This is a genomic window from Psychroserpens damuponensis (assembly GCF_000826655.1).
GTDB lineage: Bacteria > Bacteroidota > Bacteroidia > Flavobacteriales > Flavobacteriaceae > Psychroserpens > Psychroserpens damuponensis.
In genome coordinates, this window is sequence record NZ_JXJO01000017.1 from 98,419 (window position 1) to 114,518 (window position 16,100).

Sequence of the window (16,100 nt, forward strand, 5' to 3'; positions counted from 1 at the left end):
AATTTTGCTTAAGAACTACATGACAACATTGAGCAGCCTACTTTATGTCGTGCCCAATCTGGTCGTTTTGCAAACCATTTTTGTTGTTTTGGCTGCTCATCATAAGGGTTTTTCAACAATTGAAATAACTCGTCAATAAGTTTGTAGTCTCCTTTATTAGCATCATCAATGGCTAGTTGAGCCATGTAATTTCTAAGTACGTATTTAGGATTTACAGCATCCATTTTCAACTTACGTTGTGCATCTGTAAGCATCTCCTTTTTTAATCGTTCGTCATAATTTTTAAACCAATTTCTCCATTGTTGCGCTACAACATCAGACACTTCATTTGGTGTATAGAAAGCTGCACTAACACGCTCCAATCCTTTTGAAGCCTCTCCTTTTTTGAAGTTGCTTAGCGCTCTAAAAAAGATGGTCATATCGGTTTCTGTTAACAATAAGGTATCCTCTAAATTCTGAATGAGTTGAGCATCCTCATCATTAAATTGCTCTAAACCTAATTTTGATTTCATCATGTTTAATGACTTTTTTTCAAAATCAATTTTATAGTTTTCTAATATGGTTTCTAAAGGTTGGGTTTCTTCAATTAATGGATACAAAGCGTTAGCTAATTGGTATAAATTCCAAAGCCCAATATTGGGCTGATTTCCGAAGCGATAACGCTTATGCTCACGATCGGTAGTATTTGGCGTCCACCCAAAATCAAACCCTTCTAACCAACCATAAGGACCATAATCTATTGTTAAACCAAGAATTGACATATTATCTGTATTCATAACACCATGCACAAACCCAACGCGTTGCCAATGTATAATCATGTCGAGTGTGCGTTGAGATACTTCAGCAAAAAAGGCGATGTAGTTATCTTTAGAAGGTGATCCTAAATGCGAAAAATGATTCAAAATGGTATAGTCTACCAAAGTTTTAAGCGTATTATGATCTTGCCTAGCTGCGAAGATTTCAAAATTTCCGAAGCGTAAAAAAGAAGGCGCTACACGAGCCACAATGGCTCCTTTTTCATAAGCTTGATTTCCATCATACAGCATATCTCTCATCACCTCATCACCAGATAGAGACAATGACAAAGCTCTAGTTGTTGGCACTCCTAAGTAAAACATAGCTTCGCTACATAAGTATTCTCTAATGGATGAGCGCAACACTGCTAAACCGTCTGCAGTTCTAGAATAAGGCGTTTCTCCTGCACCTTTAAGTTGTACTTGCCACTGTTTATTATGGTGTTCTACTTCAAATAAATTAATGGCTCTACCATCACCTAATTGTCCTGCCCAATTTCCAAATTGATGTCCACCATAACACATAGAATACGGTGTTGTATTTTCTAACACTTGATTCCCTGTAAAGACGTTTTTAAACAGTTGCGATTGCGAGTCGCTAGACGTTAAACCTAAGGTGTTCACCATATCTTCGGAAATGTGAAGTATTTCAGGATTTTTAGTCCGTTTTGGTGTTACATATGAAAAACAAGCCGCTTTAACTTGACGTCTATAATTCTCTATGATCTCATCTGCTGGTAAACTTTCAGTAAAATTATGATTGATTTTTAGTTGCATTTAACTTATTTAATGGATTCCATTACAATTTTTCTATTTAAAGATAGAATGTACAAAATTTTTAGTCGAATTTGTAGTTTGTAAATTACAGATTGTTTTAATTATGATTTTTGTAATTTTACTTTAATATATATTTGATATTTATGGCTACTGAACTTGTTGAAAAAACTGAAAAATTTGTATTTGATTTACTAAAAACAGATCTTGATCAAAATTTTTTATATCACAATTTTAAACATACTAAGCGTGTATTAAAAAGCACTCGAGAGATTATAGAAAACACTAATGTTTCAACAGAAGAAGCACAAATATTAGAAATAGCCGCTTTACTTCATGATACTGGTTATACACAAGGCGCTGATGATCATGAAGAAAAAAGTGTAAAAATTGCAACAAAATTTTTAACTGAACAAAACGCTGATAAATCACTAATTAATGCAGTAAACCAATGCATTATGGAAACCAAATTTAAGGAAATTCCAACAACAAAATTAGGTAAGATTATAAGAGATGCTGATGCTTCTCATTTTGGAAAAGACTACTTTGAAGAAGCTAGCGAATTTTTAAGAAAAGAATTAGAATTACGCGATATAAAAACCTACTCTCCAACCGGATGGAGAAATGAAAACATTAAAGTGCTTTCTAAAAGGCATCAATACTATACAGACTATGCCTTGAAAAACTGGCAATCTGTAAAAGATAAAAATCTTTCGAAACTTATGAAAGCTAAGAAAAAGCAAAAAAGTAAGCTCAAGAAAGAAGAAATGAAAGCCAAGTATAAGGCTCAATATAAAAATGAAAGCCCAGAACGAGGTGTGCAAACGTTTTTTAGAACAGCACTTAGAAATCATATCAAACTAAGTGATATAGCAGATACTAAAGCCAATATATTATTATCTGTAAATGCTATTATCATCTCAGTAGTATTAGCTAATCTAATTTCTAAACTTGATACCAACCCTTATTTAACTTGGCCAACAGTCATTTTTACTTTATTTAGTGTTATTTCTATGATTATGTCTATCATAGCTACACGACCAAATGTCACGAGCGGACAATTTACCAAAGAAGACGTAGAAAATCAAAATGTGAATTTAAGTTTCTTCGGAAATTTCCACCAAATGAAACTTGAAGAGTTTGAATGGGCAATTAAAGAGTTAGTAAACGATAAAGAATACATTTACAAAGCCTTAACCAAAGATTTATACTTTCTAGGAAAAGTTCTAGAACGCAAATACAGGTTACTTCGAATTACCTATACCGTATTCATGATAGGTATCATTATATCACTAATTGCTTTTGGCATTGCTGTAAAAAATAATCCAGGTGAAAATATACAAGAAGTTTTTGATCAAGAAACACAGTCACACTATATACAACAACACGAAAGTGACAAGACAAGTTACACTGTTTAAGCCTTAATTTCTTTCATTAAGTCATCATAAGTATAAAACGATTTATCGTCTTGATCTTTGTGATACAATACACTTACACGTATTGCTTTTAAACCAGTTACAGCTTGTAAATCTTGAAGTTCTACAATCTCAACATCATCATCTAAATATTTTTTAGACTGTAAGAATTTGATATATCTTAAGTACTCTATTTCGTCTTGCTTCTGAGAGTAAACAATACTTATTTTTCCTTTTTGAGTCACACGCTCTGTGGTACCTTTAATGTACGCTTTATCAACTCTCTTTTTTACAATTTCGTATCTTGCATTATAAGTACCATCAACATCAAATTGTTTTTCATCCATTCTAAAACTAATCGATAATGGCTGATTAAACACTAAAATCATAGAAGCTACATCAAGCTTTACAGGAAAACTAGATTGCATACTATAAAATGAATTTTCCATTTCGCACATAACTTGCAGTTGCCATAACCTTAAATTATATAAATAGATTGGATTAAAAGAATCTTCTTTAGTGATTGATTCTCCTATGTACATATTGTGTTCTACACCATCGGTTTTAAAACGCTCAAAATAATGAGGATACATCGCTTGAGCTTCAATTTGCTTTTTATCTAAAAGCGCAGCCATTTCTTTATTAATCAAAGCAATGGTATCATCATAATCTTTACGATGATGGTAAAGCACATCTACCTTATCATCAATACTTTCAAAATAAGACGAGATCTCATCACGTAATTCATCTACTGCCTTAAAATGGTCTAATAAAGGAGTAATATCTTGATTTATAAATGCTGAAATTTGCTGTTCACTATCAACCTGGAAGTGAGCATCTAATCCTTCCAAAAATTCATTAATTTGATATAAAAATTGCCCGTAAATAGGCAAATTCTCGAGTTCTATCGCATGCTCAATAATAGCTTTAATAGATTGTAATTGAATAGACAAATCTTTTTGCGTAGCAGCGTTTCTCGCCTCTGATGATCCTTTGATGTCAATTTGACCAAATAAAGGATAGATATTATCAAAAGCTATTTTATTAAAACTAGGCTCATTACCGTTTAATTGATCTTTAATAAAATTTCTAGCCTCTTTTACAAATCTCCAGTTCACACTTGGATGTATTGATGTACATTCCTGTTGTATGACGGCTTCAATTAAATTTTCTTCCTCACTCTTAGAACGCTCAACAGCAGATATGATGAACGGCATCACATCTACCAATTTATTGGCATTGATACTGTTTAATACTTTAGGTTTTTCAGAAACTATTTCTAGAATTCCCATTAAACCTTCATCGTTAGCTATTGGCGCTAGAATGGCACTTTTAATATGCTGTTCTTTTAGTGTTTTATACTGAGGTGACTTCCCTTTACAGAGCTCATAAAATTTATCGACATCCGATATCGTATAAAACTTTTTTTCTTTCAATAATGTATTATAAGACACATCACATAAAGCACCAGAGCATGATTTAGAATCTAAATTATTGAGAAGGTAACTATTCATACCAACACCATAAACACGCTCAAAAGTATCGTCCTCTTGATTATAAATAGAAAATCCAACTTTAATATCTTTTAAACCTAAAAGAGATTGAAAAATTTCATGAAAATTATTCATAAAACCTTCATCTTTACGCTTTTCTTCTCCTATTAAACTGGATTTTATATTAGAAATAGATTGATCATCAGTTACATTAAAAATATTTGAAATAACAAACCCTTTGAACGTATAGCTACCTGGCGGAAATTTCTTTTTCCACAGGTCTATATTCTCAAAATTATCTAATAACTCATCAACGTCGTCTTGCGTTATTTTAGGCGCATCTTTATTTGGAGTAATTTCAGTAAAATCTGCATTATACAAGATTTTGTAATATTGAATGATACCATCGGCATCGGGAATTTCGTAATAAAATGGTCTTTTAAAATTAATGTTGTAACCGTAACAAAAAGCTAATACAATAGTACATGCTACAATATACGTATCATCTTTTGGTATGTTCTTAATTTCTAATTCAAAATCATCTCCAGCCGCTTTAATGATAGATTTAAAACGTTCTGATGAATTAAAAATGAGATTATGCAATGGTACCGAAGCTGTTTTTATCTCATTTGTAGTCAAAATTTTACTAAAAGAATCTTGCAGAATAATGCTTATTTCTTTTTCTCTAGTAACTAAATCCTGCGGATTTGTGATACCCTCTCTAAGGATTGGGTATCCTTCAGCTGTTTTTAAAACACGACGTGCTTTTGCAGCAATAAACTCATCGTCACTATGAGATAACTCTTCATAGTGCTTGAGAAGTTTATCGAAACTCACCATTAATTTAAATGGTGACTCAATATTTTCATTAATATCGGTCATTGAATTATTTTGTAACATGCAAAAATACGAATTAATAACTTAGTCGTTACTAATAAGACTTTCTTACGTGTAAAATGTTACATCAATTAGCTGTAACTAATCTATAAAATTCCAGTTCGATCCATCACTAATGATAAGCATTGTTCTACTATTATTTTCATACATATAAACATCGGTTACACCTGAGGTGGTTCCTTTAGGAAATAATAATCCTGAGGTTGTCGTTAATCTTGCAGTTAATGTGTTATTGATATTTCTAAGAATGTAAATTCGACCTGGATACATGGTTGGATCTGGCAAATTAAATATTTGATCTTGAACTCTAGGGTTTAATGAAAAATAAACTCCATCAGTGATATTTTGTGCAGCTGTAGATGTTGATGGAGGCACAGGAAGCTCTATATGTTTTACAGATAGGCTTCCATTAATATCTAATGTACTCTGTGGTGTCGTGGTTCCAATTCCAACCTGAGAGAACGACACTGCAGAAATCAACATCAACACAAATAAAATGAGGGTTTTCATAACATTACTTTTTAATTATACTAATTGCACAACCTCCACCTTCTGCAAGGTTTAAAGTTAAATTCGTATTTTTAGTTATTGTTATTTTTTCTTTAACTAAGTCTAACGGATTATCATTCCAGTGGGCATTTTCACCATCTTTATAAATGATAGCTTCATAAGCTTGGTTATCATCAAGAAAATCAAAACTAATTGGTAACTCTCTAGCATTTTCATCTGTAATACTTCCTAAAAACCAGTTCCCTGTTTGACGTTCTTTTCTCGCAATAGTCACATAATCACCAACTTCTCCATTTAACACTTTAGTTTGTTCCCAATCTACACCAACATCTTTTATAAACTGTAATGGTTCTGGATTTGCCTCATAATGTTCTACTAGATCTGCAGCCATTTGCACTGGGCTATAAATCACAACATATAAAGCTAACTGCTGAGCCAAAGTTGTATTTACTTGGTTATTCTTTTTATACTCATCAAATTTTATATTGAAAATTCCAGGTGTATAATCTATTGGTCCTGCAAGCATCCTAGTAAATGCTACAATTGGCAAATGCTCTGGAGGATTCCCTCCATCTGCAGCCCAAGCATTAAACTCTTGTCCGCGAAGACCTTCTCTAGAAATAATGTTTGGATATGTGCGTCGTAATCCAGTTGCTTTAATAGGTTCATGCGCATTTACAGCAACCTCATATGTAGCAGCTTTAATAGCGGCATTGTTATATTGATTTACCATATATTGCCCATGGTGATATTCTCCCTTAGGAAGGATTTTACCAACATAACCCGATTTCACGGCATGCATTCCATATTTCTGCATTAATGCATACGCAGTATCTTGCTGTTTTTCATAGGTTTCTGTGGCAGCCGATGTTTCATGATGCATAATTATGTCAACACCCTTCTCTTTTCCGTAGCGCACCACTTCATCTATATCATAATCAGGATATGTGGTTACAAAATCAAAAACACCTTCTCGATCTTCAAAACCAATCCAACGTTCCCAACCTGTATTCCAACCTTCAACTAAAACACCACCAATATTGTTTTTTGCAGAAAAATCAATAAAGTTTTTCACATTCTCAGTTGTAGCTCCATGTCGTCCATGCGCTTTTCCAGTATCAGTCCATACACCATCTTTCATTTCCATACCATAATCCCAAGATGATTTTCCTAAATGCATTTCCCACCAAACACCTGTATATTTCATAGGTTTAAACCACGATACATCTCCTAATTTATTAGGCTCGTTTAGGTTTACTATCAAATTAGAAGCAATTAAATCTGGCGCATTATTAGCAATTTGTATGGTTCGCCAAGGTGTATTAAAAGGCACACTTCGTTTCACCTTATAATCTGTATTTCTAGATCCTACAAGGTGACTTTCTAGGTTTAAATTTTCTGTATCTACTTTTAAGGTCATTCCAGAGTAATCCACAAGAGCAGCTTCATGAAAACTTAGATGCGTACCATCGTTCCCAACCATAGTTACAGGAGTATTTACTGCATTTTCAGGAATATGAGTTTGTGCCAAATCTACATGACGTGCATATTTTAAAGCATCAATTTCTGAAACTTTAGTGGTTAAATATAAGTGCTCATAAATATCCCAATCACCAGGAATCCAAAATGTATTATAATCTTGTGTAAGGTTAAATTGGGTATGTTCTTCTAAAATTTCTACAGTAGATAAACGTGCTTGTTTTGGAAATTCATATCTAAATCCAACACCATCATCATATACTCTAAAAACAATATTTAAAAACCGTTTTGGCGTTTCCTTTTCTTGAAGAAACACCTTTAACTCTTTATAATTATTTTTAACCGAATCTTGTTCTCCCCAAGGCATATGCCAAGTTTCGATATGCGTTTCTGTGAGTGATTTTTTAATAATAAAATTTTTATCAAAATTGGGTGCATCTTTCAATTCAAATCCTAGATACGATGTGTCAATAATCACATTTTTATTATTCATAACGAGATAATAAGGTTTCCCTTCTTCGGAAACATTAAAATCAACGACAATTGTTCCGTTTGGAGATACTGCATTAAACACTCTTTTCTCTTCAGAGGAGCTACAGGAAACTAAGAGTAATACAGATAAAAATAATAGGTATGTTTTCATAAAATGGGTTATTAAAACGTCATAACGACGCGTGTAGTGATTTATAATTTATTTTTTTTCTAATAGGACAATATCGAATTCAGATTCTAATTCTATGTTACCATTTTTAACCGTAACATCTTGATTAGAATACGCGTCATGAAGCACTGTGCCATCTTCAAAAACGTTTTTTACGCTTAAGGTCTTTATATATTCCTTTAAATCCATAGCAACAACGACCAAGTCTTTAAAATTTCCGTGGGTATAAGATCTAGAAAACACATATGGAGTTTCGGTGATCATGTGATGCGTACCTGCTCCAACTGCTGGATGGTTGTTTCTAAACTGACCTAATTTTTGCCAGTGCGCCAAAATTCGCTGAGTACTATCATTATTTTTTATGGCATCCCAATTCATGTTTGAGCGTAAAGTTGCATCTCCTTTTGTACCATCTATAACGAGACTTCTAGCCGATTCATCACCATAATAAATTTGAGAGGCTCCAGGTGATAACAATAACATGTTAGCAGTTTCATAAGGTTTTTGACGAGTTGGATCAAACGGTTGGCCATCATCATGAGAACTTAAATAATTGAGCACACCATAACCTTTCATGTTGGTACTCAAAGTATCTGAATAACGACTAAACACTTCTTCTTTGGTTTGTTGAGCAACATTCCACTTGAGTTCAAAATTAATAAGGCTATTAAAAGCTTTATCAAAATAATTAACTTTTTTATCTCCAAAATCAAATGCTTTCCCTGCACTTATACCATAGTTATATACTTCTCCAACAAGGTAAAAGTCGTTGTCATCTAACACTTTATCTGGGTTTTGTGTTTTAAAATTTGAAAAGGCATCATCGCAAATGGTTTTAAATTCTTGCCATACATATTCCTCTGTATGTTTTACGGTATCTACTCTATAGCCATCTATGCCATAATCTGTAATATAGTCTGACAACCATTTCATGATGTAAAAACGTGGTGCTCTTGGGTATCCTGTTTTTTCAAAAAACACGTCTAACTCAGCCACCTCATCGTCATAACGACCTTCGGCTTTCCATTTCGAAACGAGTGCTGGTGGCAATTCTACAGCAGCATCACTTTCTGTTTTAATATCAGGAAGATTTTCAACAAGCGTACATGAAACTGTGTTTTCATAAGTATCATACGAACATTGTGGCTCTGTTCTTACCCAGCTTTCTGGCCAAACAGGATCCTCATCTGTAACAGGTCCTGTATGATTTACCACTGCATCTAATAATACTCTTATGTTTTTTTTATGCGCTGCTTCTACTAAGTTTTTTAAATCGGCTTTTGTACCAAAATTTGGGTCTAATGTTGTCCAATCTTTTGCCCAGTAACCGTGAAAGGCATAGCTTAATCCTGTACCTTCATCTGTACCATCATGAATTTGCTCTACAATTGGAGTCATCCAAATGGCATTTACACCAAGATCTGTAAAATAACCTTCTTCAATTTTTTGAGTTACTCCTTTTAAATCGCCTCCTTGAAAACCTCTTAATTTTCCTGGTTTCTTTATACGATTGAAATTGATATCATTTGAGGTATCGCCATTATTAAAACGGTCGGTTAATAAAAAGTAAAAGTTTGCACCTTCCCAAACAAAAGGTGTTTCTGGTTGCGCTGTTTTAGTGCCATCATTTTGTTGTTGTCCACAAGAAAAAATACAACTGGCTAAGAGCAATATGAAAATAGTATGTTTCATCCTAGTTTTTAAGTTTTAAAATAAAAGACTCTAAAGGTTTTATATCAATACGAATAGCTGCTTTATCTCCATCAACTTTTAACGTAGCCTTGTAATTATTATAAAGCTGATCTTCAAATTGATATGCTCCAGACTCAAGGCTCCAAGTTTTAATGATTTCTGAAGGTAATTGTAACTCGAAACCAAACGAATCATTGGCATCAAAGTTAGATATGATTATTAATTTTTCGTCATCACTCCAACGCACAAATGATAATACTTTATCGTTGTACCACTCTGTATGTTGATGATTAAACGCATGAATATCGGCATAATTTCCACCTAGAGCAGCGCTATTAATTGTAAAGTTTAATAAACGCTTATAGAAATCTCTGAGTTCTTTTTCTTCTTGAGTAGACTGGCCTCCATCAAATTTCTTGTCGTTTACCCATCGTACAACACTTGGTACACTACCATAGTCAAAAATAGAGGTTCGTGTTGGGTCTCCAAAGCCTAAATCTTCTGCTCCTGGTTCACCAAATTCTTGCCCGAAATACACCATCGTAGGTGCTGTACTAATTGTTGTAGATACGACCATTGCTGGTTTGCCTTTTTGAGCATTCCCTGCAAAATCTGGACTTGCTATTCTTTGCTCATCATGATTTTCTAAAAAGTGAAGCATGTGATGTTCAATATCTCTCAAATCGTCTTGAATTGGCGGAATATGATTTGTACTCCCACGACCTTGCATCACGTTTTTAATGGTATCATATAGTTGAACTTTATCATAGAGATAGTCCATTTTTCCTTTTTTAATATACGCTCTGTATAGGCTAGGGTTATATACCTCAGCTAACAAAAAGGCGTCTGGATTTTGCATTTTAACATGAGAATTCATGTAACTCCAAAACTCTACTGGCACCATTTCTGCCATGTCATATCTAAAACCATCAACACCTTTTTTGGTCCAATACAAAGCGATATCTTTAAATTTTATCCATGAACTTGGGACGCTTTTATCACTCCAAAACTCAAAGTGTTTTTTGTAATCTTCATTCTCAAAACCTTCTGGTAGTTCATTAAAATCTTTTCTACCATCTGGAGACACTCCATAATTTACTTTTACAGTTTCGTACCAATCATTCATATCTGGTTGAGAAGCTCGTGATCCATTTCCTGTCCATTTTGCTGGATTTTCCTCAAATTTACTATCTGCTAATGGATTTTTTTCACCACCTAAAGGTTGGTAGTCATGTTTCCATTGTGGAACTTTGAAGGCCTCACCTGGATTGTAATAGAAGTTATTATTCACATCGTAAACTACAGTTTTATTATCTTCTGCACCAAAATCTGAAGCACCTTCAGGGTTAGATAAACTTTGATAATTTCTAGCAACGTGATTTGGTACTATATCAATGATCACTTTTAGTCCTGCGTTGTGAGAACGTTCAATCAACGCTTCAAACTCTTGTAAACGATTCGTAACATTATCTGCCAAATCTGGATTAACATTATAATAATCTTTTACAGCGTAAGGTGAACCTGCGCGACCTTTTACAATATCTGGATCATCATTTGAAATCCCGTATTTGGTATAATCTGTAATTACATCATGGTGTGGCACACCTGTATACCAAATATGTGTTACGCCTAAATCTTTAATTTCTCTAAGTGCTTTATCATTGAAATCACTAAATTTTCCAACTCCATTGTCGTCTAAAGTTCCCCAAGGTTTGTTGTTGGTGTTGGTATTTCCAAAAAGTCTCGTAAATACTTGATATACGACTTCTTTTTTCTTTAATTCTATTGTAGGTTTAAGCGAATCTTCCATTTCTTTTTTATCGTTTTTACAAGCAGTGAAGCTTAGTAATACTAGCGCTATTAAAAAGTAATATTTTATTTTCATTGGTTCTTAATATTATGAGATGTCTCGTCGCTCATACGTCACTAAATCGAACTGACAAGTGATTATTTTTCTAGTTTTATTTTAATCGTTTTGCTATTGGTTGTACTCCAATCTAACATCAATTTCATAGTTTCTTTTTTACTACTGTAATCGCCTTCTACCTTTTTTCCATCTACTTTAATTTGCTTTGGTTTACTTACCATATTATGAATTACTAACATCATTGATTTTGTATTACTACCATAATTAGCACCAATTTGAGCACTTATTTCTATCTCAATTTGTCTCTTTTTAAGCTCCGCATCAAACACTAAAATCTCATAGTTACCATTTACAAAAGCATCAACGGAATCACCATCATCGTTATAAAGTTCTTGATGACTCTCTTTGACAGAGGCATCATAGATATAATGTAGCACCAAATCTTGACTATTATAAATTTTAGTAGAGTTAACCGTCTTTGACATCGTTATAAAAGCACCACCTCTTACAAAAGTTGGTATGCTATTTTTTTCTAGCTCATAGCTAATTGTACTACCTCCTTTGAAGGATTTAGTAGAATAAAAATCAAACCAGTTGGAGTGCTTCGGAAAATAGACTTCCTTAGTAATTTGTCCTGCTTTTAAAACTGGTGCTACTAAGAAATCATTTCCCCAGAGGTAAGCTTCAGAGTAATTAAATAAATAGGGATTATCTGGTTCCTCAAAAAATAATGGTCTCATTAAAGGTGTACCTGTTTGGTTGTTCTCAAACATTAAATTATAATTATATGGTAACAACCTATAACGTAATTCAATGGCTTCTTTTGCCAATGCTTTTGCTTTATCACTTCTATAAACGGGTTCGCTCGCTACTCCTTCTTGAGCATGCGGACGATATATTGGCTGAAACACGCCATATTGTAACCATCTTGCATATAACTCATCATCGAGATTATCTCCTGCAAAACCACCAAGATCACTGTGCATATACCCTAAACCTTGCATACCCATTTGAAGTGCAATTTCTGGTTGGCTTTGTAGTCCTCCCCAAGTTCTATTAACATCTCCAGACCAAGGCACTAAACCATAACGCTGCGACCCAGAATATCCTGCTCTCATGAGAATAAATGGACGCTTATTAGGATGAGTTTCTAAACTTGTGTCGTACACTAATTTTGCCCAATCGTGACCGTAAATGTTATGAACTTCGTCGGCTGTACCTGTAGCATGAATTAATTCACTTGGATGCACTTCTGGTTCTCCTAAATCTCCCCAAAACCCATTGACACCTAATTTTGATAAGTCTTTATATACGTTTTTAAACCAAAGGTTTCCATCATTACTATAAATGTCAATTAAACCCGTATTTCCGAAGTAAAAATCATAAACAAAAGGGTTACCTAACGAGTCTTTTGCTAAAATATTTTCTCGTACAGCCTCATCCCATCGGTTTGAAGTTGTTAACATAAAAGGCTCTGTGATTAATATAGTCTCTACATTTCTAGATTTTAAACCCTTGATCATTTGCTCAGGATTTGGGAACGAATCACGATCAAATTCCAGATTTCCCATCGTGCCTTTTACCTCTTTTCCAAACCAATATAAATCTAGAATTATAGCATCTACAGGAATCTCTTCTTCTCTAAATTTGTCAATAGTTTGAATAACTTCCTTTTGAGAATGATAACCAAAACGACTCGAAAAATTCCCCAAAGCCCATCGTGGTAATAGTGGTTGTTTACCTGTTAAATCTGTATAATTATCTACAATATCATACCATGAATCACCAACAATAACTTGGTAGGTTTTGCGACCAGAAATGGTTTCATATTTTAAGGTATTATCGCCTTGACTGTCTAAATCTAAAAACCCAATTGGCGCATTATCAAAATGAACCATGTATTGATTTGACGACATAACGATTGGTAATGTAAAGTTCATTAGCTCAGCTCGTGTCTCATAACCATAATGTGCTCTATTGTACAGCTGCAAACGGTTGCCACGACGATTCATTCCTAGTGCTCTTGCACCTCCTCCATATAAAACCTCGTCTTTATCGAGATTAAATTGGATGGTTTCTAAACTATCGTTTTTGATGTAGCCTGCTTTTTCTGAGATTATAGGCTTACTTTTATAATGGTATGAGATTTGAAATGGAACTTTAGTAATTTGAACATCTAAACCATTAGATTTTAGTTTTATACTTTGCTCTTCTTCGGAAATTTTAAAACTTGAAAAATTTGGTTCTAAAATGACTGCATGAGAATCACTTAATGCTGTTTCTCCAGTTGGAATAAATGTGGTCTCGACGATTTCCGAAGTAAAAAATTTGATATTATATAAACCATCGCTCACCTTAATTTCTATTCCGTTATCTGTTTTTTGGGCACTAACGTATGCTCTATCTGCATTTTGAGCAGTTAGCGAAATTGTTAAAAACAGTACTATGTATGATAAATTATATTTCATTTTTGTTTGTTGTGTGATTCTGGAACAAGTTTAGAATGACGTGCTATTATATTTTAGTGCTTAATATTATAACTCCTTTTCTATTCAATTTAATGGAATCATTCCACAGTAAATTCTCACCAGTTATAATGTTTGTCAATGATTTCCCATTAAGTCCAATTTCGGCATAACGTTTTAGATCTAGAGTGATAGGTTCATCATTTTTATTCAAAATCATAACCACAGTTTCATCTTCAAATTCTCTAAACATAAAATAGGTCCCCATAAAAGGTGCAAAATGAATGGTTTTACCATCGTGAATAGCTTTACTATTTTTTCTATAATTTAATAGTTTGCTTATAAAGGTTTGCATGTCTTTCTCATTAGAAGACAATCCATCACCTGTAAATGCATTTTTGGTATCTCCACTCCATCCTCCTGGATAATCTGTTCGTACTAAGCCGTGATCTCCTGGCTTATCAAAGTCGTTCATTAAAATTTCTGTACCATAATACATTTGTAAAATTCTAGGCATCATTGCATACGTTGCCACTGCCATTTTTGTGTTATCGATATCTCCTTTAAGTTGTGTAAAAATACGACTCATATCATGATTGCCTTCAAAAATCAAAATGCTTTTTGGGTTTGCATAATAAAAATCATTTGCCAACCCTTCATAGATTTTCACGAGGCCTTTGTCCCAAGATTCTTCTTCATTTAGTGCATTAACAACATTGGCTTGCATAGCAAAATCCATAGTAGATTTTAAATTAGAATCGTAACCATCTTTATTATTTGCGCCATCTTGCCAATAGCCTATTAACAGCGGGTTATAACTCCACTCCTCACCTACAATATTAAAATTTGGATACTCGGTCATAATCGCTCCTGCCCAATCACTCATAAAATCTTTATCTGGATAAGGATATGTGTCTTGACGTATACCATCTAACTGCGCAGTCTCTATCCACCAAATACTATTTTGGATAATATATTTCGCCATAAATGGATTACGTTGATTTAAATCTGGCATGGATGCTACAAACCAACCTTGACCGTGACCATCTTTATCATGTTGTGATGCATAGATATCTTGATTTGATGTTCGCCTGTGATTTGAGTTTATTGTAAACTCATTACTCCAATTTTCTATATTTTTTTCATAGTTTTCTTGGTAATTTACCCAATCGTTAAAAGGTAAATCTTGCATCCACCAATGCTCTAAACCGCAATGATTAGCCACTTGATCCATGATAAGTTTCATGTTTTTATCTTTGGCTTTTTGAGACAATTCTTTGTATTGTTCTAGAGTCCCAAAACGTGGATCTATTTGATACAAATCTGTAATAGCATAACCGTGATATGAGCCTCGATTCATATTATTAGTTAATAAAGGTTGTGGCCAAATTGCCGTAAAACCTAGATCATGAATATAATCTAAATGATTGGTCATTCCTTGAATATCGCCTCCATGACGTGCGTAATTGTTAGAGCGATCAATTGTTTTCTCATTTAAATTTTTGAAGGTATCATTATCAGGATTTGCATTAGCAAAACGATCTGGTGTGATTAAATATATAGCATCGCTACTGTTAAAACCTATGTAATCTTCAGCTGGTTTAATTCGATTTTTAAGCTCATACACATCAATAAGCTCATCACCTTCACTATTTTTAAAGGTGATATTAAATTGACCTGCTTGTGCCTGTTTTGAAATAATAAGATCTATAAATAGGTAGTTATTACTTTTATCGGCTTTGGTGACTGTATCAATTTTCACTCCTTGATAATTGATAGTGGCTTCGTAATTGCCAATGTTTTTATGATGTACCAATAATTGGAGTTGGTCGTTTTTTAAACCTGTCCACCAATTTGGTGGCTCAATACGATCTATATCGTTTTGATCTAACAACTTAGCTGTTGTGGGTTGCTCTGCAGTTTTGTTTGGTGTTTTGTGATTACAAGACACACTTAAAACTAGTATAAATGAGAAAAATATATAACTGAGGCCTTTCATTATAATAGTTTTTTAGTTGTCTAGCTCTTAAATAGTTTAGGCTAGAACAGTTTA

The 16,100-nt window shown here is 33.6% G+C and carries 9 protein-coding genes; 1 reads left to right on the forward strand and 8 read right to left on the reverse strand.

Translation table 11 applies throughout. From position 1 onward, the window contains the following. Nucleotides 1-8: 8 nt before the first annotated feature. Nucleotides 9-1,571: a protein adenylyltransferase SelO gene (locus TD29_RS09240; protein WP_040280264.1), complete on the reverse strand. Its 1,563-nt coding sequence runs from the start codon at nucleotides 1,569-1,571 to the stop codon at nucleotides 9-11. 143 nt (nucleotides 1,572-1,714) lie between these two features. Here TD29_RS09240 and TD29_RS09245 point away from each other — a divergent pair, with 143 nt between their 5' ends. Then, nucleotides 1,715-2,986 (forward strand): Pycsar system effector family protein, encoded by a 1,272-nt coding sequence (locus tag TD29_RS09245; protein WP_040280266.1) that lies wholly within the window; start codon nucleotides 1,715-1,717, stop codon nucleotides 2,984-2,986. On the opposite strand, the gene TD29_RS09250 is transcribed toward TD29_RS09245, so the two are convergent. The 7 genes from TD29_RS09250 to TD29_RS09280 form a co-directional block, all read right to left on the reverse strand. Continuing rightward, on the reverse strand, nucleotides 2,983-5,358 hold the full coding sequence (locus TD29_RS09250; protein ID WP_040280267.1) for a GAF domain-containing protein: 2,376 nt from the start codon (nucleotides 5,356-5,358) through the stop codon (nucleotides 2,983-2,985). The two genes, TD29_RS09245 and TD29_RS09250, sit on opposite strands and share 4 nt — an antisense overlap. A gap of 96 nt (nucleotides 5,359-5,454) precedes the next feature. Then, nucleotides 5,455-5,883 (reverse strand): hypothetical protein, encoded by a 429-nt coding sequence (locus TD29_RS09255; protein WP_040280268.1) that lies wholly within the window; start codon nucleotides 5,881-5,883, stop codon nucleotides 5,455-5,457. Nucleotides 5,884-5,887: 4 nt separating this feature from the next. Further along, nucleotides 5,888-8,005 carry a glycoside hydrolase family 97 protein gene (locus TD29_RS09260; RefSeq protein ID WP_040280269.1) on the reverse strand — a complete coding sequence of 706 codons (2,118 nt, stop codon included), beginning with the start codon at nucleotides 8,003-8,005 and terminating at the stop codon, nucleotides 5,888-5,890. A gap of 48 nt (nucleotides 8,006-8,053) precedes the next feature. Next, a complete protein-coding gene (locus tag TD29_RS09265; RefSeq protein WP_040280270.1) occupies nucleotides 8,054-9,715 on the reverse strand; it encodes an alpha-amylase family glycosyl hydrolase in 1,662 nt (553 codons plus the stop codon). A gap of 1 nt (nucleotide 9,716) precedes the next feature. Continuing rightward, nucleotides 9,717-11,600, reverse strand: a complete 1,884-nt coding sequence (locus tag TD29_RS09270; protein ID WP_040280271.1) for an alpha-amylase family glycosyl hydrolase — start codon at nucleotides 11,598-11,600, stop codon at nucleotides 9,717-9,719. 62 nt (nucleotides 11,601-11,662) lie between these two features. After that, nucleotides 11,663-14,050: a TIM-barrel domain-containing protein gene (locus tag TD29_RS09275; protein ID WP_040280272.1), complete on the reverse strand. Its 2,388-nt coding sequence runs from the start codon at nucleotides 14,048-14,050 to the stop codon at nucleotides 11,663-11,665. 46 nt (nucleotides 14,051-14,096) lie between these two features. After that, nucleotides 14,097-16,046 carry a glycoside hydrolase family 13 protein gene (locus TD29_RS09280; RefSeq protein WP_040280274.1) on the reverse strand — a complete coding sequence of 650 codons (1,950 nt, stop codon included), beginning with the start codon at nucleotides 16,044-16,046 and terminating at the stop codon, nucleotides 14,097-14,099. Nucleotides 16,047-16,100 lie beyond the last annotated feature (54 nt).

Excerpts from the sequence above, each read along its gene's own strand:
- TD29_RS09240 (WP_040280264.1), bottom strand. The coding sequence starts at position 1,571 with ATGCAACTAAAAATCAATCATAATTTTACTGAAAGTTTACCAGCAGAT.
- TD29_RS09245 (WP_040280266.1), top strand. The coding sequence starts at position 1,715 with ATGGCTACTGAACTTGTTGAAAAAACTGAAAAATTTGTATTTGATTTA.
- TD29_RS09250 (WP_040280267.1), bottom strand. The coding sequence starts at position 5,358 with ATGACCGATATTAATGAAAATATTGAGTCACCATTTAAATTAATGGTG.
- TD29_RS09255 (WP_040280268.1), bottom strand. The coding sequence starts at position 5,883 with ATGAAAACCCTCATTTTATTTGTGTTGATGTTGATTTCTGCAGTGTCG.
- TD29_RS09260 (WP_040280269.1), bottom strand. The coding sequence starts at position 8,005 with ATGAAAACATACCTATTATTTTTATCTGTATTACTCTTAGTTTCCTGT.
- TD29_RS09265 (WP_040280270.1), bottom strand. The coding sequence starts at position 9,715 with ATGAAACATACTATTTTCATATTGCTCTTAGCCAGTTGTATTTTTTCT.
- TD29_RS09270 (WP_040280271.1), bottom strand. The coding sequence starts at position 11,600 with ATGAAAATAAAATATTACTTTTTAATAGCGCTAGTATTACTAAGCTTC.
- TD29_RS09275 (WP_040280272.1), bottom strand. The coding sequence starts at position 14,050 with ATGAAATATAATTTATCATACATAGTACTGTTTTTAACAATTTCGCTA.
- TD29_RS09280 (WP_040280274.1), bottom strand. The coding sequence starts at position 16,046 with ATGAAAGGCCTCAGTTATATATTTTTCTCATTTATACTAGTTTTAAGT.